The organism is Erythrobacter sp. S158, assembly GCF_057364915.1.
The window spans coordinates 870,767-893,303 of the sequence record NZ_CP200279.1 but is presented as its reverse complement, the minus strand read 5'-3'; the positions used below and the strand labels follow the sequence as shown (position 1 = coordinate 893,303).

The window sequence follows — 22,537 nt, the reverse complement described above, 5'->3', positions numbered from 1 at the left end:
AAGTGTGAGAAGTTTCATCATGAGCTGGGACGGTACACGCAGGCCAACAAAAGAAAAGGGCCGGCGGATCGCTCCGCCAGCCCTTCTCTTGTCTCTTGTGCGAGGACTTACGCGTCGGCGTATTCGTCCTGCTCGCTCATGTCCGGACCGGAGTCCTGACCGCGTGCATCTTCGTCGCGCTCGACGAATTCGATGATCGCCATCGCGGCGCTGTCGCTGTCGCGGTAGCCGGCCTTGATGATGCGAGTATAGCCGCCATCACGGTCCGAGTAACGCTCGGCCAGAACGTCGAACAGCTTCTTGAGCTGCGTTTCGTCCTGAAGGCGGGTCATGGCGAGACGACGGTTCGAAAGACCGCCGCGCTTTGCCAGCGTGACCAGCTTTTCGACGTAAGGACGCAGTTCCTTCGCCTTGGGCAGCGTGGTGACGATCTGCTCGTGCTTGATCAGGGCCGCAGCCATGTTGCGGAACAGAGCCGTACGGTGGCCCGACTTGCGCGAAAGCTTACGCTGAGAAATTCCGTGACGCATTTGTATTTCCTTCGTTTGAAAAGGGCCCGTGTGAGGTAGCCCAGTGCTGGCGGCGCTTAAGGTGCGCCGCCGGAACCTGGTTAGCCGAGCAGCTCTTGTTCGAGCTTCTTGGCCATTTCTTCAATGTTCTCAGGCGGCCATCCGGGGATGTCCATGCCAAGGCGCAGGCCCATGCTGGAGAGCACTTCCTTGATCTCGTTGAGCGACTTGCGGCCGAAGTTCGGCGTACGCAGCATCTCGGCTTCGGTCTTCTGAACGAGGTCGCCGATATAGATGATGTTGTCGTTCTTGAGGCAGTTGGCCGAACGCACCGACAGCTCGAGCTCGTCGACCTTCTTGAGGAGGTAACGGTTGAGCTGGTTGGCGTCGTCTTCCTGCGGCGTAGCAGCCTGACCGATCATGGCCGACTGCGGCTGCGGGATGCCGTCTTCGAAGTGGACGAACAGCGTCAGCTGGTCCTGAAGGATGCGCGCAGCGTATGCCACGGCGTCTTCCGGGGTGACGGTGCCATCGGTCTCGACTGTCAGCGAAAGCTTGTCGTAGTCAAGCTCCTGGCCGACACGGGCGTTCTCGACCTTGTAGCTCACCTGGCGAACCGGGCTGTAGAGCGAGTCGACCGGGATCAGGCCGATCGGCGCATCGGCCGGGCGGTTCTGAACGGCGGGCGAGTAGCCCTTACCCACGTCAGCGGTCAGCTCCATGTTGAGCGTCGCGCCTTCGTCGAGGTGGCAAAGGACGAGGTCCTTGTTCATGACTTCGATGTCGCCGGTGACAGCAATGTCGCCAGCGGTGACTTCAGCCGGACCGGTCATCGAAAGCTGCAGGCGCTTGGGGCCTTCGCCTTCCATCTTGAGCGCGATCTGCTTCACGTTGAGAACGATGTCGGTCACGTCTTCGCGAACGCCGGCAAGCGACGAGAATTCGTGAAGGACGTTTTCAATCTTGATCGAGGTGATCGCTGCGCCCTGAAGCGAGCTCAGCAGCACCCGGCGCAGCGCATTGCCGAGCGTCAGGCCGAAACCGCGTTCAAGCGGTTCTGCGACGAAGGTGGTCTTGCGCTGTTTGTCGCCGCCTTCCTTGATTTCGAGAGCGTTGGGTTTCTTTAGTTCCTGCCAGTTCTTCATGTTGACGGACATGGATTTCCCCTAATTCGCTTACGTAAGCGGGTTCTGGAATTGTGAGGCGGGTCTGAAACGCTCGTCAGCGAACCAGACCCGGTTGGTTGGCGGCAGTCCCGAAAGACCGCCACCACCCAAATTCGGATCAAACGCGGCGGCGCTTGGAAGGACGCACACCGTTGTGCGGGATCGGGGTCACGTCACGGATCGAGGTGATGTTGAAGCCCACTGCGGCGAGACCGCGAAGTGCGCTTTCACGGCCCGAGCCCGGACCCTTCACTTCAACCTCGAGGGTGCGAACCCCGTGTTCAGCAGCCTTCTTGCCCGCGTCATCGGCAGCAACCTGTGCTGCATACGGGGTCGACTTACGGCTGCCCTTGAAGCCCATCATGCCGGCGCTGGACCAGCTGATCGCATTGCCCTGCGCATCGGTGATGGTGATCATGGTGTTGTTGAAGCTGGCGTTGATGTGCGCAACGCCGCTCGTGATGTTCTTTCTGTCGCGGCGCCTTACTTTGCCGGGTTCGCGTGCCATTGTTCGGTTATCCTTATTCTACGGGAGAAGGAAAAAGCGTGCTGGAAGGACCAGCAGCTTACTTCTTCTTGCCGGCGATCGGCTTGGCCTTGCCCTTGCGGGTGCGGGCGTTGGTGTGCGTACGCTGACCGCGAACGGGCAGCTGGTTACGATGGCGCAGGCCGCGATACGAACGCAGGTCCATGAGACGCTTGATGTTCATCGCGGTGTTGCGGCGAAGGTCACCTTCAACGGTGTAGGCTTCGTCGATCGTTTCGCGAATGCGCAGCACTTCCTCATCGGTGAGGTCCTGCACACGGGCGGTGTGCGGAATGCCAAGCTTGTCTGCGATCTGGACTGCCGTCGTGCGGCCAATTCCGTGAATGTAGGTCAGCGCAATGATTACGCGCTTATTTGTGGGGATGTTTACCCCGGCAATACGAGCCACTTAATTCTCCATGCTCCACAGGGGTTTGCGGGTATGGGCCGCTGCCCCCTATCTCAACGCTCAATTCATTCGATGGTGTCGAACCATGCCCAAATGGCAAAAGTCCGGTTGGTGCACCAAAGCCATGGTGCCCGCCGGACTGGACTCGAACCTGTCGAATGAAGGGCGCGCTTACGGTGATTCGAGCGATACGTCAACCGGGCAAACGCGCAGGCGTCAATCGAGCGGCCCATATGGGTCGCCGAGACGTTGTTTCAAGCCCCTGATACTACCAAACGCGGCGCGACGCAAAACCCGGCTTGTGGAACGCGCATTTCGATGGGGACGCTCGCCCGATCTTGACACGAACGACTCATTTCAATAGTTCTTGAATTATGAAAATGACAATCGCTCTCGCCTGCTTTGCCGCGCTTTCACAGAAGACGCGGCTCGAAACGGTCAAGCTGCTGGTGCGGGCCGGTGATGACGGTTTGCCTGCAGGGGAGATCGCGCGCCAGCTCGATATCGGCAGCACGCTGCTATCGGCGCACCTTTCCAAGCTCAGTAATGCCGGGCTTGTCACCTCGCGCCGCGACGGGCGCTCGATCATCTACCGCGCCGATTACGACACCCTGCGCGAACTGATCCAATTTCTGATGGCCGATTGCTGCAGCGGCAGCCCCGCGATTGTCGGCGATCTCGATCTCACCGCGCTTACTCAAGGAGCATCTCAATGAAACGACTGCACGTCCATGTGAGCGTCGCCGCGCTCGAACCCGCCATCGCGTTCTATTCTGCGCTCTTCGACCAGAAGCCGAGCGTCACCAAGGGCGACTACGCCAAATGGGAGGTCGAGGATCCGCGCGTCAACTTCGCAATCAGCACCCGCGAGGGCGCGTCGGTCGGGGTCAACCATCTCGGCATTCAGGCTGGCGATGCGGGCGAGTTGGCGGAACTCGAAGCGCGGCTCGCCAAGGCCGATATCGCGTCCAAGCCAGAAGAAGGCGCGCATTGCTGCTATGCTCGCAGCGACAAGCACTGGGCCGCCGACCCGAGCTCTGTCGTCTGGGAAATGTTCCACACGATGGATGCAGCCGCCACCTATGGCGAAGACAAAGCGCCTATCGCTGCGGTCACCGAAAAAGCGGCCAGGGAAAGCAGCCGCTGCTGCTGACAATCAGCCCGGACCGCCGAGGTCGCCGAAAGCCTCGTCGACCGCGCTGGGGCCTTCGGGCTCGTCTTCTTCGATCACGGCTTCCGGGTCGATCATCGCCGCGCCATCTTCATCTGCGGGAGCTTCAGCCTCCGGCTCGCCCTCTTCCTCAGGCTCCGGCAATTCGCCCCCTTGAGTCGGAGCAGTAACCGTGCCGAGCATGTCGGCGAGCCGCGTCAGTTGCAGCGTCATCACCCCGTCGACCGCAGGCGCGATCACTTCGATCGGATAGCGCATCTTGCCGCCGACATTGTATTCCCAGACGATCCGCGTCCCTTCATCGACTTCGCTGATCGCGACGGTGAGGATGCCTGTCACCGGTTCGCTTTGCAGCGGGCCGAGCGCGCCTTCCATGCGAAGCGCGACTTCGGGATAAGCCTGGATCACGCGCATATGCTCGACGCTTCCCTCAAGCGTGATGCGTTCGGCGTCTTCGACTTCGGGAATCTTCTCGCAAAAGCATCCGCCTGCCTGCGGCATAAGCGTCAGGTTCGCGGCATCGGCGGACCAGGTGTGCTCACCCGACCACCAGCGCGCCGGGCTGATGAGCGCGAGCCATGTCGCCTTGGGATCAGCTTCCACCACCGCCTGGTTGCGGGTGACGAAGTGATCTTCTTTAGACTCGACCACTTCGGCCATGGCAGGGGCCGCGAGCCCCATGGCAAGCGCCAGTCCGCTTACGGTTTTCAGAACAATGCGCACGAAAAATCCTCCCTCAGTCGAAGCGAGGTTAGAGCGAGCCCCGGTCGGTGGAAAGTGCGAAGGTCAGCTCAGGCAAGAATTGCGTCGACGGCGCTAGCCACTTCAGCGATTTCCGCCATGCCGTCGACGCGCGAGACGATGCCGCGCTCTTCATAGCCCGGAAGGATCGGCGCGGTCTTGGCGCGGTATTCCTCCATGCGGGTACGCACGGTTTCCTCGTTGTCGTCAGGGCGGCGCTTGAACTCGGTCGAGTGGCACACGTCGCACACGCCCTCTTTCGCGGGCGGGTTCGCGGTATCGTGATAAAGCGCGCCGCAATTTGCGCAGGAAAAGCGCCCCGTGATGCGTTCAACCAGAGCGTCAACGTTCACTTCAAGCTCGATCACGCAATCGAGGCTGCGGCCATTCTTTGCAAGGATGCGGTCGAGGTCGCCTGCTTGCGCGGCGGTGCGTGGATAGCCGTCGAAGATGGCGCCCTGGTCAGCGGGCATGGCGGCAAGGTTCTCGTCGATCAGGTTCGAGACGATCTCGTCCGAAACCAGCTCGCCGCGATCCATGACCGCTTTTGCCTGAAGCCCGACCGGAGTGCCGGCCTTGACCGCTGCGCGGAGCATGTCGCCGGTTGAAAGCTGCTTCATGCCGTGGCGCTCTACCAAGCCAGCGCTTTGCGTGCCCTTGCCCGCGCCCGGAGGGCCAAGAAGAATGATGTTCACGAGCGCAAATCCCCTTTTATCGCGCCGGGCACTACGCCCGTACGCATTTGTGTCGCGTGATCATGCCACCATGCGTCAGCGCATGCGGCCTTTCAACTTAGCTTTTTTGATGAGATCGCCATACTGGTGAGCCAGCAGATGCGACTGGACCTGGCTGATCGTATCGACGGTCACGTTGACGACAATCAGGAGACTGGTGCCGCCAAGGAACAGCGGGATGCCGGTCTGGGCGATCATGTATTCGGGGATCACGCAGACGAGCGTCAGGTAGATCGCGCCGACCACGGTGATGCGGGTGAGCACATACTCAAGATAGTCGGCGGTGCGCTTGCCCGGACGGATGCCCGGAATGAAGCCGCCATTGCGCTTGAGGTTGTCCGCCGTCTCTTCCGGGTCGAACACGACCGCGGTGTAGAAGAAGCAGAAGAAGATGATGCCGATGGCGTAGAGCGCCATGTAGATCGGCTGACCATGCGCAAGATACTGGTTCAGCCACACGATGGTCGAACCAAAGCCGCTGGTCGTGTCGACCGAGTTGCCAGCGAACGAGCTGATCGTCAGCGGCAGCAGCAGCAGCGAGCTTGCGAAGATCGGGGGGATAACGCCAGCGGTGTTGAGCTTGAGCGGAAGGTGCGAGCGATCCGCCTGCATCATTCCGCGCTGCGTCGCGCGCTTGGGATACTGGATCAGCAGGCGGCGCTGTGCACGTTCGACAAAGCTGATGAGCAGGATGAGGACCACGACCATCAGCAGGAAGGCGATGATGATCGTCGGAGCGATCGAGCCCGTGCGGCCGCCTTCGAACATGTTCATCGCGAAGGTCGGGAACTGGGCGACAATGCCCGCCATGATGATGAGCGAGACGCCGTTGCCGATACCGCGGCTGGTGATCTGCTCACCCAGCCACAGCAGGAACATGGTGCCGCCGACAAGGCTGATCACCGCACCGATGCGGAAGCCGTAGCCGGGATTGACCACTGCCTCGATGCCCTGCGCGCTGGCATAGCTTTCGAGACCGGTTGCAAGGAAATAGCCCTGGATCGCGCACAGGAAGACCGTGCCGTAACGGGTGTACTGATTCAGTTTCTGACGGCCCGACGCGCCCTCTTTCTTGAGAGCGGCCAGCGTAGGGTGAAGCGCCGATGCCATCTGCACCACGATCGACGCGGTGATGTAGGGCATCACACCAAGAGCGACGAGGCTCATATTCGCAAGCGCACCGCCCGTGAACATGTTGAACATGTCGAGAATGGTGCCCTGATTCTGCTGCGCCAGCAGGTCGAGCGCCAGCGGGTTGACACCCGGAAGCGGCACGAAGCTGAGGAAGCGGAAGACGATCAGCGCGCCGATCGTGAACCAGATGCGCTGGCGAAGCTCTGTTGCCTGGGCAAAGTTGCCGAGGTTCAGGTTGCTGGCGATATTGTCGGCGCGTGAAGCCATGTTTCTATGTCGATCCTAACATTTTCCGGTCCGGACGATCCCTGCCCTGCCCCGGTCATGCGGGCCTAAATAGGAACGGCAGGGCGACTTGTCGAACCCTGCCGCCAGATTTTGGGCCACTTTTCGTCAGCCCGGAGCATCTTCGCGACACCCCGGGCTGATGAGAGATACCAATTATTCGGCGTCAGCCTTGGCAGGAGCCTTGGTCTCGACGCTGCCGCCAGCCTTTTCGACCGCTGCAATCGCGCCCTTGGTCGCGCCGGTGACGACGAACTTGACCTTGGCCTTGAGCTCGCCCTTGCCGAGCAAACGAACACCGTCCTTGCCGCCACGTGCAAGGCCAGCCTCGCGCAGGGCTTCTTCGGTGATGTCCTTCTTGCCGTCGAGCTTCTTGGCGTCGATGAACTTCTGGACCATGCCGATGTTCACTTCCGCGTAGTCCTTGCCGAACGGGTTGTTGAAGCCGCGCTTGGGAAGACGCATGTGAAGCGGCATCTGGCCGCCTTCAAAGCCCTTGATCGCTACGCCCGAACGGCTCTTCTGGCCCTTCTGACCGCGTGCGGCAGTCTTGCCCTTGCCCGAGCCGATACCACGGCCCACACGCATGCGACCCTTACGGGCGCCTTCGTTGTCACGGATGTCGTTGAGTTTCATGTGTGCACTCGCTTTCGCTTTTGTTCGCGCTGAAAGGATGAGGCCCCGCACCATGCGGGGCCTCATGAGATTGGTTTAGTCCACGATCTCTACAAGATGCGGGATCTTTGCGACCGCGCCGCGAACTTCAGGGGTGTCCTGACGCTCGACGACCTTGTGCATCTTGTTGAGCCCAAGACCGATGAGGATCTTGCGCTGGCTTTCGGGACGACGGATCGGCGAACCGATCTGCTTGATCTTGATGGTAGCCATCAGGTGTTACTCCACAATAGCTGCAGCGTCGGCTTCCGCCTCGGCTGCGCTGGCACCGCCACGACCCAGGAGGTCGGCAACCTTCTTGCCGCGACGCTGCGCAACCGACTTCGGCGAAGTCTGGTCGGCAAGCGCGTCGAAGGTAGCGCGGATCATGTTGTACGGGTTCGAAGTGCCGACCGACTTGGTGACAACGTCAGCAACGCCGAGGCTTTCGAACACGGCACGCATCGGACCACCGGCGATGATGCCGGTACCCGGAGGCGCGGTGCGAACGGTGACCTTGCCTGCACCGAAACGGCCATTGCCGTCGTGGTGAAGCGTGCGGCCTTCCTTGAGCGGGACGCGGATCATCTTCTTGCGTGCAGCAGCGGTTGCCTTGGTGATGGCTTCAGGCACTTCGCGTGCCTTGCCGTGACCAAAGCCGACGCGGCCCTGACCGTCGCCGACGACGACGAGAGCTGCAAAGCCGAAGCGCTTACCACCCTTAACCGTCTTCGAGACTCGGTTGATGTGCACGAGCTTCTCGATGATGCCATCATCTTCTTCTTCGCGCTTGCCACGACGGTTGTCGCGACCACCACGACCACGGCCACCACCGTCACGACCACCACGGCCACGACCACGGCCCTGGCGTTCTTCCGCCTTGGGCTGTTCGGTCGGCTGAGCGCTGGGCTCTTGAGCCGGGTTCTGGTTGTCGGCAGCTTCCGACGGCGTTTCTGCAGCAGCAGGAACCTCGGCGTTGGCCTTTGCAGCCGCTGCTTCGGGAGTTTCCGTCACTTCGGGAGTTTCGTTCTTGTTTTCGTCAGCCATCATCAGAACTCCAGCCCGCCTTCGCGAGCGGCATCGGCCAGCGCCTTGACGCGGCCATGGAACAGGAACCCGCCGCGATCGAACACGACAGTGGTCACGCCAGCCTTCTTGGCAGCGGCAGCGATATCCTTGCCGACCTTTGCGGCGGCATCGACATTCGCACCCGAAGCCTTGGCACCAAGCGTCGATGCGGCGGCAACGGTCTTACCTTCTGCATCGTCGATGATCTGGGCGTAGATGTGCCGACCGGTGCGGTGCACCGAGAGACGCGGCTTGCCACCGGCACGCGACCGCAGAGCGGTGCGCACACGACGACGGCGACGTTCAAAGAGGGAAAGTTTTGCCATCTTACTTCTTCTTCCCTTCCTTGCGGAAGATATACTCGCCGCGATACTTGATACCCTTGCCCTTGTACGGCTCAGGCTTGCGATATTCGCGGATTTCGGCGGCAAACTGGCCAACGGCCTGCTTGTCGATACCGCTGATTTCGACCGTGGTCTGGTCCGGGGTCTTCACTTCGAGACCTTCGGGCACGTCGAGCAGCACGTCGTGGCTGAAACCAAGCTCGAGCTTGAGCTTCTTGCCCTGCGCGTTTGCACGATAACCAACACCCGAAATCTCGAGCGTCTTGGAGAAACCTTCGGTCACACCTTCAACCAGGTTCGCAACCAGCGTGCGCTGCATGCCCCAGTAGGAGCGCGCCTGCTTGGTGTCGTTGGCCGGGTTCACCTGGATCTCTTCGCCCTCGACCTTGTAGTCGATGAGGTCGGAAAGACCCATGCTCAGCGTGCCCTTGGGGCCCTTTACCGTCAGCGTGTCGCCTTCGATGTTGGCCGTCACCCCACCGGGGATCGGGACTGCCTTTTTACCAATGCGGCTCATCAGAACACCTCCGCGAGCACTTCGCCGCCGACATTGCTCTCGCGTGCTTCAGCATCCGAAAGGACACCGCGCGGAGTCGAGACGATGGTGATGCCAAGGCCGTTGCGCACGTTCGGCAGTTCTTTCGAACCCGAATAGATGCGGCGGCCCGGCTTGGAGACGCGAGCGACGTGCTTGATCGCCGGCTCGCCTTCGAAATACTTCAGTTCGATGCGCAGCGCAGCGTGCTTGCCCGAGCTGTCTTCGCTGTAGCCACGGATGTAGCCTTCGCGCTGAAGCACTTCGAGAACGTTTGCACGCAGCTTGGAAGCGGGCGAAAGGACGCTGTCCTTTTTCGCCTGCTGGCCGTTGCGGATGCGGGTGAGCATATCACCCAGAGGATCGGTCATAGCCATGTGTCAGTTCCTCACCAGCTCGACTTGGTCAGACCGGGGATCATGCCACGGTTGCCGAGTTGACGCAGTTCGATACGGTTGATGCCGAACTTGCGGTAATAGCCGCGCGGGCGGCCGGTGGTGGCGCAGCGGTTGCGCACGCGGGTCGGATTCGCATTACGCGGAATCTCGGCCATCTTCAGGCGCGCAATCAGACGCTCGCTTTCATCAAGCGATTCATCGTTAGCGATAGCCTTCAGCTTCTCGTACTTCGCTGCGTACTTCTTAACGAGCTGCTTGCGGCGCTCGTTCTTGTTGATCGAACTCAGTTTCGCCATTGGACTTAAGCTCTCTTTCCTAGTGTCTTGTCCAAGGCTCGCCCTCAGGCGGCCTTCTTGTCTTCGCCTGCTTCGCCCTGGAAGGGGAAGCCGAACAGACGCAGCAGCTCACGGGCTTCTTCGTCGGTCTTGGCGGTGGTGGTCGCGATGATGTCCATGCCCCGAACCTTCTCGATCTTGTCGTACGAGATTTCAGGGAAGACGATCTGTTCCTTGAGGCCCATCGCGTAGTTGCCACGGCCGTCGAACGACTTGTCGTTCACACCGCGGAAGTCGCGGATGCGAGGCATTGCGATGGTCACGAGGCGGTCGAGGAATTCGAACATGCGGTCACGGCGCAGGGTCACCTTGCAACCGATCGGCATGCCTTCGCGCAGCTTGAACTGTGCGATCGACTTCTTCGCCTTGGTGATGACCGGCTTCTGACCAGCGATCAGAGCCATTTCCTCAGCTGCGGTCTGGACCTTCTTCTTGTCCTGGCTCGCTTCGCCCACGCCCATGTTGAGCGTGATCTTTTCGAGACGCGGGACTTCGAGACGGTTCTTGTAACCGAACTTTTCGGTCATCGCCTTGACGATTTCGTCTTCGTAACGGGCCTTGAGGCGCGGAGTGTAATCAGCCATCGATGGTCTCCCCACTCTTCACGGCAACGCGAACCTTCTTGCCGTCCTTTTCTTCGAAACGGACGCGGGTCGGCTTGCCATCCTTGGGATCGGCCAGAGCAACCTTCGAGATGTTCATCGGAGCCGGAGTACGGTCGATGCCACCCTGCGGGTTTACCTGGCTCGGCTTGCGGTGACGGGTTGCGACGTTGATACCCTCGACGATGATCTTGCCTTCTTTCGGCAGGACCTGCTGGACTTTGCCGGTACGGCCCTTGTCCTTGCCCGAGAGAACGACGACTTCGTCACCCTTTTTGATCTTTGCAGCACCCATCTTAGAGCACCTCCGGAGCGAGCGAGATAATCTTCATGAAGCCGCGGCCACGAAGCTCGCGAACCACCGGCCCGAAGATACGGGTGCCGATCGGCTCGTTCGACTTGTTGACCAGGACAGCGGAGTTGCTGTCGAAGCGGATTACGCTGCCGTCGGGGCGGCGCACATCCTTGCGGGTGCGCACGATGACGGCGCGGTGAACGTCGCCCTTCTTCACCTTTGCGCGCGGCTGGGCTTCCTTGACGGAAACCACGATCACGTCGCCAACGGAGGCAAAACGACGCTTCGACCCGCCCAGCACCTTAATGCACTGGACGCGCTTCGCGCCGCTATTGTCCGCGACGTCGAGATTGGATTGCATCTGGATCATTGATCCGGTTCCTTCTCTTGGCTTGCCAAGTCACCCGACAGTAACCGGGGCCTGGCAGTTCCTTGCTACGTCTTACTCTGCGCCGGTCGGGGTCGCTTCCGCGACGTCCAGATCGGCTTCGATTGCCTGCACTCCGCCGGCCACGACACGGTCCTTGACGGCCCAGGTCTTGGTCTTGGAGATCGGCTTCGTCTCTTCGATACGAACGACGTCACCCAGGGTGTATTCGTTCTTCTCGTCGTGAGCGTGATACTTCTTCGAGCGACGGATGATCTTCCCGTAAAGCGGGTGCTTCACCTTGCGCTCGACCAGTACGGTCACGGTTTTGTCGGTCTTGTCGGAGGTGACAGTCCCGACGAGGATACGTTTCGGCATTGTCTACTCCTTACGCCTTGGCTGCCGCAGCAGCCCGCTCGTTCTGCAGCGTCTTGATCTGAGCGATCGTGCGACGCACTTCGCGGATGCGCGAAGGCTTCTCGAGCTGATTGGTCGCAGCCTGGAACCGCAGGTTGAACTGCTCGCGCTTGAGCTCGGTGAGTTCGGCGGACAGCTGGTCGTCGGTCTTGGTGCGAAGGTCTTCGGTGTTAGCCATTATTCGCCTCCCAGGTGCGAGGTGTCGCCGAAGCGGGCAACGACCTTGGTCTTGATTGGCAGCTTCATCGCGGCGCGTTCGAAAGCGAGAGCGGCCACCTGGCCGTCAACGCCGTCGAGTTCGAACAGGATGCGGCCCGGCTTTACGCGAGCAGCCCAGTATTCGACCGAGCCCTTACCCTTACCCTGACGAACTTCAGCCGGCTTCTTCGAAACTGGCACGTCGGGGAAGACGCGGATCCACAGGCGGCCCTGACGCTTCATGGCGCGGGTGATCGCACGGCGAGCCGCTTCGATCTGACGCGCGGTGATACGCTCGGGCTCAAGAGCTTTCAGACCGTAGGAGCCGAAGTTCAGCGTGGTGCCGCCCTTCGCGTCGCCCTTGATCTTGCCCTTGAAGGCCTTGCGATACTTGGTTTTCTTTGGTTGCAGCATGGTTCTTTCCTAATCCTGCAATCAGCGAGCCGGACGCACGCCGGAAGTCTGAGCTTCCATCATGAGACGGTCCTGCGCGGTCGGATCGTGGGCCAGAATCTCGCCCTTGAAGATCCAGACCTTGATTCCGATGATGCCGTAAGCGGTGAGCGCTTCGGTTTCAGCGTAGTCGATGTTCGCACGCAGGGTGTGAAGCGGCACGCGGCCTTCGCGGTACCATTCGACGCGAGCGATTTCAGCGCCGCCGAGACGGCCACCGCACACGATCTTGATACCTTCAGCGCCAAGACGCAGTGCCGACTGAACCGCACGCTTCATCGCGCGGCGGAAAGCGACACGGCGAACCAGCTGGTCAGCCACGCCCTGAGCGACGAGCTTGGCGTCGATTTCCGGCTTGCGGATCTCAACGATGTTCAGCTTCACTTCGCTCGAAGTCATGGTCGACAGCTTGGCGCGCAGCTTTTCAATGTCTGCGCCCTTCTTGCCGATGATGACGCCCGGACGCGCAGCATAAATCGAAACGCGGCACAGCTTGGCCGGACGCTCGATCACAACCTTCGAGATCGCTGCCTGGGGCAGGCTCTCAAGGATGTACTTGCGCATCTTGATGTCTTCCGCGAGCAGGCCGGCGTAGTCGCGCCCTTCGGCGTACCAGCGGCTGTCCCACGTGCGGTTGATCTGGAGACGCAGACCGATTGGGTTACTCTTCTGACCCATGGTTTAGGCCTCCTCTACTTCGCGAACGACGATGCGCAGCTTGCTGAAGGGCTTCAGGATGCGAGTCGACTTGCCGCGGCCACGGGTGTGGAAACGCTTCATCGTGATCGACTTGCCAACCGAAGCCTCTGCAACGACGAGAGCGTCGACGTCGAGATCGTGGTTGTTTTCCGCATTGGCAATCGCGGATGCGAGCACCTTGCTGGCGTCTTTCGCCATCGCCTTCTTGGAGAAGGAGAGGATGTTCATGGCCTCTTCGGCCTTCTTGCCACGGATCAGCTCGGCAACGAGGTTGAGCTTCTGCGCCGAACCACGGATCGTGGTGCCGACGGCAAGCGCCTCATTCTCTGCAACGCGGCGGGGGGACTTTGCCTTGCCCATTATCGCTTACCCTTCTTGTCAGCCGCGTGGCCGGGGAAGTTGCGCGTCGGAGCGAACTCGCCAAGCTTGTGGCCAACCATTTCTTCCGAAACGGAAACCGGGATGAACTTCTGACCGTTGTAGACGTTGAACGTGAGCCCAACGAACTGCGGCAGGATGGTGGAGCGACGCGACCAGGTCTTGATCGGCTTGTTGCTGCTCGCTTCCTGTGCGTCCTCGGCCTTCTTGAGAAGGCTGAGTTCGACGAACGGACCTTTCCAGACGGAACGTGCCATGTCTGCTTACCTCTTCTTCTTCGCGTGCCGCGAACGGATGATCATCTTGTCCGTCTGCTTGTTCTTGCGGGTACGGGCGCCCTTGGTCGGCTTGCCCCACGGAGTTACCGGGTGACGGCCACCGCTGGTGCGGCCTTCACCACCACCGTGCGGGTGATCGACCGGGTTCTTGGCGACACCGCGAGTGAGCGGGCGACGGCCCTTCCAACGGGTGCGACCGGCCTTGCCGAAGTTCTGGTTCTGGTTGTCGGGGTTCGAAACCGCGCCAACCGTACCCATGCAATCGGCACGCAGGTAACGCTGCTCGCCCGAGTTCAGGCGAACGATGACCATGCCGCGGTCACGACCAACGAGCTGGACGTAGGCACCGGCAGAGCGGGCGATCTGACCACCCTTGCCCGGCTTCATCTCAACGTTGTGGCAGATCGTGCCAACCGGCATCTGGCCCAGAAGCATGGCGTTGCCAGGCTTCGTGTCGGTCTTTTCGCCAGCGACAACCGTGTCACCCACAGCAAGACGCTGCGGAGCGATGATGTAAGCCAGTTCGCCGTCTTCGTACTTCAGAAGTGCGATGAAAGCGGTGCGGTTGGGGTCGTATTCGATCCGCTCGACGGTCGCGGGGACATCCCACTTGCGACGCTTGAAGTCGATGAAGCGATACTTCTGCTTGTGACCGCCGGCGATACCGCGCGAGGTCACGTGACCCTTGTTGTTACGGCCACCGGTCTTGCGCTTGCCTTCGGTGAGCGACTTGACCGGGCCACCTTTGTGGAGGCCCGACTTGTCGACCAGGATAAGGCCGCGACGTGCGGGGCTTGTCGGTTTGTAGTTCTTGAGTGCCATGATCCGCCTCAGATACCGCTGGTGATGTCGATCATCTCGCCTTCAGCGAGACGTACGACAGCCTTTTTGAAATCCGAGCGCTTGTAGGGCTTGCCCTTCCAGCGCTTGGTCTTGCCTTTGGTCAGGATGGTGTTCACCGATACGACCTTCTTGTCGTAGATGGCTTCCACCGCTTCCTTGATCTGCGGCTTGGTCGCGTCGTTCGCCACCTTGAACACCACCGCATTCTGTTCCGACGCCATGGTCGACTTTTCGGTGATGTGAGGTGCGAGGATCACGTCGTAGTGCCGCGCGTCGATGCCGTCCTTCTTAGCCATTGAAGCGCGCCTCCAGCTTTTCGACCGCATCCTTGGTGAGGATCAGCGTGTCGTGGTTGAGGATGTCGTAGACGTTCGCGCCAGCGGCCGGCAAGACGTTGACGCCCTTGAGGTTGCCTGCAGCCTGCTTGAAGCCGTCGTTCACGCTCTCGCCGTCGATCACGAGGACCTTGCCGGCGAAACCGTGCTTGTCGAAGTGACCCTTGAGAGCCTGGGTCTTCGCTTCCTTCAGCTCAAGGCTGTCGAGAACGACGAGGCCGTCCTTCGCCTTGGTCGAAAGAGCCATCTTGAGACCGAGAGCGCGGATCTTCTTGTTCAGCGACTGGTTGAAGTCACGCTTGCGAGCACCGTGAGCCTTACCACCGCCGATAAAGATCGGAGCGCCGCGATCGCCGTGGCGAGCGCCGCCCGAACCCTTCTGGGCGCCGAACTTCTTGCCGGTGCGTGCCACGTCCGAACGCTCACGCGTGGGACGAGCGGTGGCACGGCGGTTCTCGAGCTGCCAGGTCACGACCCGGTGCAGGATGTCAGCGCGCGGCTCGACACCGAACACGTCATCCGACAGTTCGATATCACCCGACGCCTTCCCGTCGATTTTCTGGACCTTCACCTTCATGGCTTAGTCTTCCTTCTTTTCTTCAGCCGCGCCATCGGTGGCGGGGGCGTCAGTCGTGCCGCCGTTGTCGGCAGCAGCTTCTTCAGCCGGGGTCGGCACGTCGGTGGCATCCTGCTCGGGTGCTGAAGCTTCGTCCTGCGGCTTCGCGGTCTCGAGGACAGCGCCGGGGAACGGAAGATCTTCAGGCATGTCGAGCTTGATCGCGTCGCGAACCAGCAGCCAGCCATTCTTCGAGCCAGGGACCGAGCCCTTGATGAAGAGAAGGCCGCGGTCGGCGTCGGTGCGAACCACTTCGAGGTTCATCTGGGTGCGCTGACGGTCGCCCATGTGGCCGGCCATCTTCTTGCCCTTGAAAACGCGGCCCGGATCCTGACGGTTACCCGTCGAACCGTGCGAACGGTGCGAGATCGAAACACCGTGGGTGGCGCGAAGACCGCCGAAGCCCCAGCGCTTCATAGCACCGGCAAAGCCCTTACCCTGGGTGTGACCCGTAATGTCGACCTTCTGGCCTGCGACGAAGTGGTCGGCGCTGATCAGCGAACCGACGGGCACGAGACCCTCTTCGTTTTCGACACGGAATTCCGCGACGCGCTTCTTGAGGCCAACACCGGCCTGACCGAAGTGCTCACGCTGCGGCTTCGCAACGTTTTTCTGTTTCGCTTCGCCTGCACCCAGCTGAACGGCGAAGTAGCCGTCGTTGTCTGCGGTGCGGTGCGAGACGACCTGGCAATCTTCCAGAGCGAGCACGGTAACGGGCACGTGCCGTCCGTCCTCCTGGAAGAGGCGGGTCATCCCAACCTTCTTTGCGATCACGCCTGTGCGCATCGTCTATACTCCTTACAGAGGCACCCAAGGGACCATCCCAAAGGTGCGTGCGGATCACCTTGTTTCCTTGGCAATCCATTCGGCCCAATTTGTTTATGCTACGAGCCCCGTCCGGGCTTATGCCTCCCCTCGCCTTCATGGCGCCGGTTTGGCGAGACGGAGGACGCAGCCCGAGCATGCTCGGCGGTATCCAGATGTCTTGCGAGTCGTTTCCGACCAGCGGGGCCATCGGGGGCCCAAATTCTCAGACCAGCTTTACGTCCTGTCTGATGGACGGTGAAATCGAGCGGTGATTAGGCCAGCTTGATTTCGACGTTCACGCCTGCAGCGAGGTCCAGCTTCATCAGAGCGTCGACCGTCTGGGCGTTGGGCTGCACGATGTCGAGCAGCCGCTTGTAGGTGCGCACCTCGAACTGCTCGCGCGACTTCTTGTCGATGTGCGGGCCGCGGTTCACGGTGAACTTCTCGATACGCGTCGGCATGGGAATGGGGCCACGAATAAGAGCACCCGTACGACGCGCCGTGTCAGCGATTTCGCCAGTCGCCTGGTCGAGAACGCGGTGGTCAAATGCCTTGAGGCGAATACGGATATTCTGTGCTTCCATTACCTATACCAATGCGAAAGAGCCGAAGAACGCCACTGTGGTGGGCGACGCCCTCAAAAACAAAAGGCCAGCCCCGCTTCTCGTTGCCGTTCTGCGGGCGGCCTTACCTAATTTCGTTACAACGGAAACGAATCTCCGTCTAAGTTGGCGCGCGTATATCGGGTGAGCCGGATTCTGGCAACCCATAAGTGTCACGAAAAGTACACGCAGCCGGTGAGGTGTTCTCCCGGCACGTTCGCCGAAACTCACCTCACATAAATTGGGGGCCGGCTCATATTTGTGAACCGGCCCCCGAATTTGGTGCGTTGCCCTGAGGGCAGCGGCTTACTTGGTGATCTTCGAGACCACGCCCGAGCCGACGGTGCGGCCGCCTTCGCGGATTGCGAAGCGCAGACCTTCGTCCATGGCGATCGGTGCGATCAGCTTGACGCCGATGGTCACGTTGTCGCCCGGCATAACCATCTCGGTGCCTTCGGGAAGGATCACTTCGCCGGTCACGTCGGTGGTGCGGAAGTAGAACTGCGGACGGTAGTTAGCGAAGAACGGCGTGTGACGGCCACCTTCGTCCTTCGAAAGGACGTAGACTTCTGCGCTGAACTCGGTGTGCGGCGTAACCGAACCCGGCTTCGCGAGAACCTGGCCACGCTCAACTTCTTCACGGCCAACGCCGCGGATCAGGGCACCGATGTTGTCGCCAGCTTCACCCGAATCGAGCAGCTTGCGGAACATTTCAACGCCGGTCACGGTCGTCTTGGTGGTGTCCTTGATGCCGACGATTTCAACTTCGTCGCCAACGTTCACAACGCCGGTTTCAACACGGCCGGTAACAACCGTACCACGACCCGAGATCGAGAACACGTCTTCGATCGGCATCAGGAAGTCCTTGTCGACCGGACGGTCGGGCTGCGGGATGTTTTCGTCCACAGCGTCCATGAGTTCCTTGATCGAGTTCGCGCCGATCTCGTCGTCACGACCTTCGAGAGCGGCCAGAGCCGAACCCTTCACGATGGCGATGTTGTCGCCGTCGAAGCCGTACTCGCTGAGGAGTTCGCGGACTTCCAGTTCGACGAGCTCGAGGATTTCCTCGTCGTCAACCTGGTCGACCTTGTTCATGTAAACGACCAGAGCCGGAACGCCGACCTGACGGGCAAGCAGGATGTGCTCGCGGGTCTGCGGCATGGGGCCGTCAGCTGCGTTCACAACCAGAATAGCGCCGTCCATCTGCGCTGCGCCGGTGATCATGTTCTTCACGTAGTCAGCGTGACCCGGGCAGTCGACGTGAGCGTAGTGACGTGCGTCGGTTTCATATTCGACGTGTGCGGTCGAAATGGTGATGCCGCGCTCGCGCTCTTCGGGAGCCTTGTCGATGTTTGCGAAATCGACAGCCGAACCCAGGACCTTGGTGATCGCTGCGGTCAGCGTGGTCTTACCGTGGTCAACGTGACCGATGGTGCCGACGTTAACGTGCGGCTTGTTACGCTCAAACTTTTCCTTCGCCATTTCTCTAATAACCTTCTTTTTGAAATTGATTGCTTCGCGGGAGAAAGGGCGGGCCCGCTGAATCAGGCGCCGCCCCTAGCGTTTAGCGCTTGCTTACGCAAGCTTCTCCTTAACCTCTTGCGCCACAGCCTGCGGCACTTCGTCGTAGTGGCTGAACTGCATCGTGTACTGTGCGCGTCCCTGAGTGAACGAGCGCAGTTCGTTGACGTAGCCGAACATGTTGGCCAGCGGGACAAAGGCTTCGACGGCCTGTGCGTTGCCGCGGCTGTCGGTGCCCTGGATCTGACCACGACGAGAGTTGAGGTCGCCGATCACGTCGCCGAGGTAGTCCTCGGGAGTGACGACTTCAACCTTCATCACCGGCTCAAGCAGCTTGATACCGGCCTTCTGAGCGGCTTCACGCATCGCACCGCGACCAGTGATTTCAAACGCCACCGTCGAACTGTCGACATCGTGGTACTTGCCGTCGATCAGGCGGATCGTGAAGTCGATGATCGGGAAGCCGACCAGGTGACCACTTTCAGCCTGCTCGCGCATGCCCTTTTCAACCGACGGGATGTATTCGCGCGGAATGTTACCGCCCTTGATCTCGTCTTCGAAGATGATGCCCTGGCCGCGTTCACCGGGGGTGACGACAACCTTGGCTTCACCGAACTGACCCGAACCACCCGACTGCTTCTTGTGGGTGTAGGTGAGCTCGACTTCGCGGGCGAGCGATTCGCGGTATGCCACCTGCGGCGCACCGACGTTTGCTTCGACCTTGAACTCGCGCTTCATGCGATCGACGAGAATGTCGAGGTGAAGCTCGCCCATGCCCTTGATGATCGTCTGACCGCTTTCGTGGTCGGTCGACACGCGGAAGCTGGGATCCTCGGCAGCCAGGCGGTTGAGCGCAACGCCCATCTTTTCCTGGTCGGCCTTGGTCTTGGGTTCCACCGACAGTTCGATGACCGGATCGGGGAATTCCATACGCTCCAGGATGATCGGTGCGGAAGGCGCACAAAGGGTATCACCGGTGGTGGTTTCCTTCAGGCCTGCGATTGCAACGATGTCGCCAGCGAACGCTTCATCAATGTCTTCACGCTCGTTGGAGTGCATCAGCAGCATACGGCCGATCTTTTCCTTCTTGTCCTTCACCGAGTTCAGGACCGAGCCCTTTTCGAGCTTGCCCGAATAGATGCGCGTGAAGGTGAGCGAGCCGACGAACGGGTCGTTCATGATCTTGAATGCGAGCGCGCTAAACGGCTCGTCATCCGAAGACGGACGCGATGCTTCTTCCTCGCTGTCGGGCAGAACGCCCTTAATCGCGGGAACGTCGAGCGGCGACGGCATGTAGTCGATGACCGCGTCGAGAAGCGGCTGAACGCCCTTGTTCTTGAACGCCGAACCACACAGGACGGGGACGAATTTCTGCTCAAGCGTGCCCTGGCGGATCAGGCGCTTGAGCGTCTGAGCGTCAGGCTCGTTGCCTTCGAGATAGGCTTCCATGACATCATCGTCCTGCTCAACAGCAAGCTCGATCAGCTTCTCGCGGTATTCTGCCGCTTCGTCAGCCATGTCGTCAGGGATCGGGCCGAAGGTGTATTCAGCGCCGAGGTCTTCGTTCTTCCAGGTGATAGCACGCTGGTTGACGAGGTCGACGAGGCCTTCAAGGCTCGATTCGATGCCGATCGGCAGGTACAGGACAGCCGGGGTCGCACCGAGGCGGTCGATGATCGACTGCACGCAGTACTTGAAGTCGGCGCCGGTGCGGTCGAGCTTGTTGATGAAGCACATCCGCGGAACCTTGTACTTGTCGGCCTGACGCCAGACAGTCTCGGACTGCGGCTCAACGCCGGCAACGCCGTCGAAGCATGCAACCGCGCCGTCGAGCACGCGCAGCGAACGCTCGACTTCAATGGTGAAGTCAACGTGGCCGGGGGTGTCGATGATGTTGATGCGGTGCTTGGGCGTGTTCGCGCGCAGTTCCTTGGGATCGCCCATCGGATCCATGTCAGGATCTTCCGGGTTCCAGAAACAAGTGGTCGCAGCGGACGTGATCGTGATCCCGCGCTCCTGCTCCTGCTCCATCCAGTCCATCGTCGCAGCACCATCGTGCACTTCGCCGATCTTGTAGGACTTGCCGGTGTAATAGAGGATACGCTCGGTCGTGGTGGTCTTGCCGGCATCGATGTGCGCCATGATGCCGATATTGCGATAGCGCTCCAGCGGATAATCGCGGGCCATAATATCTTCCTTAAGGTCTTCAGGGGGCCGCCGTTAGCGGATCGGCCCCCATATAGTGACGATTGTGACAGGCGAAAGACGTGTCCCTCGCCCGTTCCACAATCCTTACCAGCGGTAGTGCGAGAAGGCGCGGTTCGCGTCCGCCATGCGGTGCGTGTCTTCGCGCTTCTTGACGGCGTTACCGCGGTTGTTGGCGGCATCCATCAGCTCACCCGAGAGACGGGCGCTCATGGTGGTTTCGGGGCGACCGCGAGCCGCACCGATCAGCCAGCGGATCGCGAGAGCCTGGGCACGCTCGGGGCGAACCTCGACCGGCACCTGGTAGGTCGCACCACCGACACGGCGCGAGCGAACCTCGACCTGCGGCTTCACGTTGTTGAGCGCATCGTGGAACAGCTGCACCGGATCGGCCTTGGCCTTGGCTTCGACCGTTTCGAGCGCCGAGTACACGATACCTTCTGCAACGGCCTTCTTACCGTCGAGCATCAGGTTGTTCATGAACTTCGAGAGAACCTGATCACCAAACTTGGGATCGGGCAGGATGACCCGCTTTTCGGGACGACGACGACGTGACATGTTTAAAACTCCTTTGGAGAGCCGCTCGCATCCGCGAGCGTCTTGGCGGCGCCGGCCCTCTCCCCCGCCCTTCCACCCGGATCGTATCCGTATGGGTGGAACGGCGCGGGAGAGGCCCGTCACCGCGTCTCAATTACTTCGGACGCTTGGCGCCGTACTTCGAGCGGGACTGCTTGCGGTCCTTGACGCCCTGCGTATCGAGCACGCCGCGAAGGACGTGGTAGCGAACGCCGGGAAGGTCGCGAACACGGCCGCCGCGGATGAGCACAACCGAGTGCTCCTGCAGGTTGTGGCCTTCGCCCGGAATGTAGGAGATGACTTCGCGCTGGTTCGTCAGGCGCACCTTGGCGACCTTACGAAGTGCGGAGTTCGGCTTCTTCGGCGTCGTGGTGTAGACGCGGGTGCAGACACCGCGCTTCTGCGGATTCTGCTCCATTGCAGGGACCTTCGACTTGGCCTTCTGCGGAGTGCGGCCCTTGCGGACCAGCTGGTTGATCGTCGGCATAAGTTACTCTTCACCATGCTTGTTGCCGACCCTTCCGGGCGGGAAACCGGTTCCCACTTTCCCTGAAGGGATCGGCGCGGAGGTGGAACTTGCGGACGGTTATGTGTGGAAGGTTAGACTTGCGCCTGCCGCCAGCGACCAAGGCCGCCAAGGCTTTGCGAGAAAGAGCCACCGCAAGAGCGGCGATCCTTTCGCAAAAGGCACAAGCTGAAAACGCTCCACCCAGAACCGGCCACGTGGCCACCGGGTTACTTTGACAGCCGCCCCACACCCGCTTTGATCGTGAAGATCATGCGCAAGCCCAATAGAAAAGGCCTTACTCCACCCTGAACGCATCAGGAGCGAGCGAGGCCTGCGGGACGAACCGGCAATGTTCAGCTCTATTGTTCGAAGACGAGACTCGCACATGGCAAGCCGGTCACCGGATGGGCGGGCACATAGTGGGATGTGGGCGGGGGGTCAAGTGCGTTGAGATTAGGTCGAGGAATTGAACAATTTTGCAATTCGGCTATGGGTTGCCTCATGCAAACCACGAAAATCTCTTGGCTTTCTGGGCGATCGACAATTTCTGTGCAGTATGTGCATAAGCCGGACCATCGAGATCAGACCCCGGGTAAATCTCAATGGGACATCTCAGAAACCGAAGAAAGAGCCAGCTTTCGTGGAGCGATGAGTGAGGGCTGGATCGCAAAGAAGTGGGCGTGGGGCCTCCATCTAGTGGAATCTTCGCCAAGTAGCCTAGGGAGAGATAGGGATCATCGCACATCTCTGTTCATTGCAAGGTTTGACGAGCATGCGAATGACGAATGGCATGGCTACCCGGTGAACCATCGAAATACTCAGCAAAGA

The 22,537-nt window shown here is 60.5% G+C and carries 34 protein-coding genes; 2 read left to right on the top strand and 32 right to left on the bottom strand.

What is annotated here, in order from left to right:
* Positions 1-107: 107 nt before the first annotated feature.
* The 4 genes from rplQ to rpsM all read right to left on the bottom strand — a co-directional run bounded on the left by rplQ (position 108) and on the right by rpsM (position 2,610).
* Positions 108-530: a 50S ribosomal protein L17 gene (gene rplQ / locus AC0V6T_RS04495; RefSeq protein WP_486124680.1), complete on the bottom strand. Its 423-nt coding sequence runs from the start codon at positions 528-530 to the stop codon at positions 108-110.
* An 80-nt stretch (positions 531-610) separates the two neighbouring features.
* Complete coding sequence (locus AC0V6T_RS04490) at positions 611-1,666, bottom strand: DNA-directed RNA polymerase subunit alpha (protein ID WP_111992845.1); 1,056 nt, start codon at positions 1,664-1,666, stop codon at positions 611-613.
* A 127-nt stretch (positions 1,667-1,793) separates the two neighbouring features.
* Positions 1,794-2,183, bottom strand: coding sequence for a 30S ribosomal protein S11 (gene rpsK, locus AC0V6T_RS04485; protein WP_007164597.1), 390 nt, complete (start codon positions 2,181-2,183; stop codon positions 1,794-1,796).
* Positions 2,184-2,241: 58 nt separating this feature from the next.
* Entirely contained in the window at positions 2,242-2,610 is a 369-nt protein-coding gene (rpsM, locus tag AC0V6T_RS04480; protein WP_007164598.1) for a 30S ribosomal protein S13, read from the bottom strand.
* A gap of 374 nt (positions 2,611-2,984) precedes the next feature.
* On the opposite strand from rpsM, the gene AC0V6T_RS04475 reads away from it, so the two are divergent.
* Entirely contained in the window at positions 2,985-3,326 is a 342-nt protein-coding gene (locus AC0V6T_RS04475; protein ID WP_486124677.1) for an ArsR/SmtB family transcription factor, read from the top strand.
* On the top strand, positions 3,323-3,763 hold the full coding sequence (locus AC0V6T_RS04470) for an ArsI/CadI family heavy metal resistance metalloenzyme (RefSeq protein WP_486124675.1): 441 nt from the start codon (positions 3,323-3,325) through the stop codon (positions 3,761-3,763). The genes AC0V6T_RS04475 and AC0V6T_RS04470 overlap by 4 nt, the downstream gene beginning before the upstream one ends.
* A 3-nt stretch (positions 3,764-3,766) precedes the next feature.
* On the opposite strand, the gene AC0V6T_RS04465 is transcribed toward AC0V6T_RS04470, so the two are convergent.
* The 28 genes from AC0V6T_RS04465 to rpsL all read right to left on the bottom strand — a co-directional run bounded on the left by AC0V6T_RS04465 (position 3,767) and on the right by rpsL (position 21,688).
* Positions 3,767-4,504, bottom strand: coding sequence for an SRPBCC family protein (locus AC0V6T_RS04465; protein WP_486124673.1), 738 nt, complete (start codon positions 4,502-4,504; stop codon positions 3,767-3,769).
* Positions 4,505-4,572: 68 nt separating this feature from the next.
* Positions 4,573-5,217 (bottom strand): adenylate kinase, encoded by a 645-nt coding sequence (locus tag AC0V6T_RS04460; RefSeq protein WP_486124671.1) that lies wholly within the window; start codon positions 5,215-5,217, stop codon positions 4,573-4,575.
* Between the two features lie 75 nt (positions 5,218-5,292).
* Positions 5,293-6,657: a preprotein translocase subunit SecY gene (gene secY / locus AC0V6T_RS04455; protein ID WP_007164603.1), complete on the bottom strand. Its 1,365-nt coding sequence runs from the start codon at positions 6,655-6,657 to the stop codon at positions 5,293-5,295.
* Between the two features lie 174 nt (positions 6,658-6,831).
* The gene (gene rplO, locus AC0V6T_RS04450) at positions 6,832-7,311 is read right to left on the bottom strand and encodes a 50S ribosomal protein L15 (RefSeq protein WP_040464335.1); all 480 of its coding nucleotides are present in this window, start codon (positions 7,309-7,311) and stop codon (positions 6,832-6,834) included.
* 75 nt (positions 7,312-7,386) lie between these two features.
* A complete protein-coding gene (rpmD, locus tag AC0V6T_RS04445; protein WP_007164605.1) occupies positions 7,387-7,563 on the bottom strand; it encodes a 50S ribosomal protein L30 in 177 nt (58 codons plus the stop codon).
* Positions 7,564-7,569: 6 nt separating this feature from the next.
* Positions 7,570-8,379: a 30S ribosomal protein S5 gene (gene rpsE, locus AC0V6T_RS04440; protein ID WP_007164606.1), complete on the bottom strand. Its 810-nt coding sequence runs from the start codon at positions 8,377-8,379 to the stop codon at positions 7,570-7,572.
* Complete coding sequence (gene rplR, locus AC0V6T_RS04435; protein ID WP_007164607.1) at positions 8,379-8,723, bottom strand: 50S ribosomal protein L18; 345 nt, start codon at positions 8,721-8,723, stop codon at positions 8,379-8,381. Before rplR ends, rpsE begins: the two co-directional genes overlap by 1 nt.
* A 1-nt stretch (position 8,724) precedes the next feature.
* Positions 8,725-9,258, bottom strand: coding sequence for a 50S ribosomal protein L6 (rplF, locus tag AC0V6T_RS04430; protein WP_007164608.1), 534 nt, complete (start codon positions 9,256-9,258; stop codon positions 8,725-8,727).
* Positions 9,258-9,653 (bottom strand): 30S ribosomal protein S8, encoded by a 396-nt coding sequence (gene rpsH, locus AC0V6T_RS04425; RefSeq protein ID WP_486124667.1) that lies wholly within the window; start codon positions 9,651-9,653, stop codon positions 9,258-9,260. Before rpsH ends, rplF begins: the two co-directional genes overlap by 1 nt.
* 11 nt (positions 9,654-9,664) lie before the next feature.
* Positions 9,665-9,970 carry a 30S ribosomal protein S14 gene (rpsN, locus tag AC0V6T_RS04420; protein WP_007164610.1) on the bottom strand — a complete coding sequence of 102 codons (306 nt, stop codon included), beginning with the start codon at positions 9,968-9,970 and terminating at the stop codon, positions 9,665-9,667.
* A 44-nt stretch (positions 9,971-10,014) separates the two neighbouring features.
* Complete coding sequence (gene rplE / locus AC0V6T_RS04415) at positions 10,015-10,593, bottom strand: 50S ribosomal protein L5 (RefSeq protein ID WP_486124664.1); 579 nt, start codon at positions 10,591-10,593, stop codon at positions 10,015-10,017.
* Entirely contained in the window at positions 10,586-10,906 is a 321-nt protein-coding gene (gene rplX / locus AC0V6T_RS04410; RefSeq protein ID WP_007164612.1) for a 50S ribosomal protein L24, read from the bottom strand. Before rplX ends, rplE begins: the two co-directional genes overlap by 8 nt.
* Position 10,907: 1 nt before the next feature.
* Positions 10,908-11,276 carry a 50S ribosomal protein L14 gene (gene rplN, locus AC0V6T_RS04405; RefSeq protein ID WP_007164614.1) on the bottom strand — a complete coding sequence of 123 codons (369 nt, stop codon included), beginning with the start codon at positions 11,274-11,276 and terminating at the stop codon, positions 10,908-10,910.
* A gap of 72 nt (positions 11,277-11,348) precedes the next feature.
* On the bottom strand, positions 11,349-11,651 hold the full coding sequence (gene rpsQ / locus AC0V6T_RS04400; RefSeq protein WP_007164615.1) for a 30S ribosomal protein S17: 303 nt from the start codon (positions 11,649-11,651) through the stop codon (positions 11,349-11,351).
* A 10-nt stretch (positions 11,652-11,661) separates the two neighbouring features.
* On the bottom strand, positions 11,662-11,868 hold the full coding sequence (gene rpmC, locus AC0V6T_RS04395; protein ID WP_007164616.1) for a 50S ribosomal protein L29: 207 nt from the start codon (positions 11,866-11,868) through the stop codon (positions 11,662-11,664).
* Positions 11,868-12,302 carry a 50S ribosomal protein L16 gene (rplP, locus tag AC0V6T_RS04390; protein WP_007164617.1) on the bottom strand — a complete coding sequence of 145 codons (435 nt, stop codon included), beginning with the start codon at positions 12,300-12,302 and terminating at the stop codon, positions 11,868-11,870. Before rplP ends, rpmC begins: the two co-directional genes overlap by 1 nt.
* Before the next feature lie 21 nt (positions 12,303-12,323).
* Positions 12,324-13,019, bottom strand: coding sequence for a 30S ribosomal protein S3 (gene rpsC, locus AC0V6T_RS04385; RefSeq protein WP_007164618.1), 696 nt, complete (start codon positions 13,017-13,019; stop codon positions 12,324-12,326).
* 3 nt (positions 13,020-13,022) lie between these two features.
* Positions 13,023-13,400 carry a 50S ribosomal protein L22 gene (rplV, locus tag AC0V6T_RS04380; RefSeq protein ID WP_007164619.1) on the bottom strand — a complete coding sequence of 126 codons (378 nt, stop codon included), beginning with the start codon at positions 13,398-13,400 and terminating at the stop codon, positions 13,023-13,025.
* The gene (gene rpsS / locus AC0V6T_RS04375; protein ID WP_007164620.1) at positions 13,400-13,675 is read right to left on the bottom strand and encodes a 30S ribosomal protein S19; all 276 of its coding nucleotides are present in this window, start codon (positions 13,673-13,675) and stop codon (positions 13,400-13,402) included. Before rpsS ends, rplV begins: the two co-directional genes overlap by 1 nt.
* A 6-nt stretch (positions 13,676-13,681) precedes the next feature.
* Positions 13,682-14,518: a 50S ribosomal protein L2 gene (gene rplB, locus AC0V6T_RS04370; RefSeq protein WP_486124660.1), complete on the bottom strand. Its 837-nt coding sequence runs from the start codon at positions 14,516-14,518 to the stop codon at positions 13,682-13,684.
* 8 nt (positions 14,519-14,526) lie between these two features.
* A complete protein-coding gene (locus AC0V6T_RS04365; protein WP_007164622.1) occupies positions 14,527-14,835 on the bottom strand; it encodes a 50S ribosomal protein L23 in 309 nt (102 codons plus the stop codon).
* Positions 14,828-15,451 (bottom strand): 50S ribosomal protein L4, encoded by a 624-nt coding sequence (gene rplD / locus AC0V6T_RS04360; protein WP_007164623.1) that lies wholly within the window; start codon positions 15,449-15,451, stop codon positions 14,828-14,830. Before rplD ends, AC0V6T_RS04365 begins: the two co-directional genes overlap by 8 nt.
* Positions 15,452-15,454: 3 nt before the next feature.
* Positions 15,455-16,276 (bottom strand): 50S ribosomal protein L3, encoded by an 822-nt coding sequence (gene rplC / locus AC0V6T_RS04355; RefSeq protein WP_486124657.1) that lies wholly within the window; start codon positions 16,274-16,276, stop codon positions 15,455-15,457.
* Positions 16,277-16,569: 293 nt separating this feature from the next.
* Positions 16,570-16,881, bottom strand: a complete 312-nt coding sequence (rpsJ, locus tag AC0V6T_RS04350) for a 30S ribosomal protein S10 (protein WP_006831877.1) — start codon at positions 16,879-16,881, stop codon at positions 16,570-16,572.
* 324 nt (positions 16,882-17,205) lie between these two features.
* Positions 17,206-18,381 carry an elongation factor Tu gene (gene tuf, locus AC0V6T_RS04345; RefSeq protein WP_486124655.1) on the bottom strand — a complete coding sequence of 392 codons (1,176 nt, stop codon included), beginning with the start codon at positions 18,379-18,381 and terminating at the stop codon, positions 17,206-17,208.
* Positions 18,382-18,474: 93 nt separating this feature from the next.
* Positions 18,475-20,607 carry an elongation factor G gene (fusA, locus tag AC0V6T_RS04340; protein ID WP_007164627.1) on the bottom strand — a complete coding sequence of 711 codons (2,133 nt, stop codon included), beginning with the start codon at positions 20,605-20,607 and terminating at the stop codon, positions 18,475-18,477.
* Between the two features lie 105 nt (positions 20,608-20,712).
* Positions 20,713-21,183 carry a 30S ribosomal protein S7 gene (rpsG, locus tag AC0V6T_RS04335; protein WP_007164629.1) on the bottom strand — a complete coding sequence of 157 codons (471 nt, stop codon included), beginning with the start codon at positions 21,181-21,183 and terminating at the stop codon, positions 20,713-20,715.
* A gap of 133 nt (positions 21,184-21,316) precedes the next feature.
* Positions 21,317-21,688 carry a 30S ribosomal protein S12 gene (gene rpsL, locus AC0V6T_RS04330; protein WP_007164630.1) on the bottom strand — a complete coding sequence of 124 codons (372 nt, stop codon included), beginning with the start codon at positions 21,686-21,688 and terminating at the stop codon, positions 21,317-21,319.
* Positions 21,689-22,537: the final 849 nt, after the last annotated feature.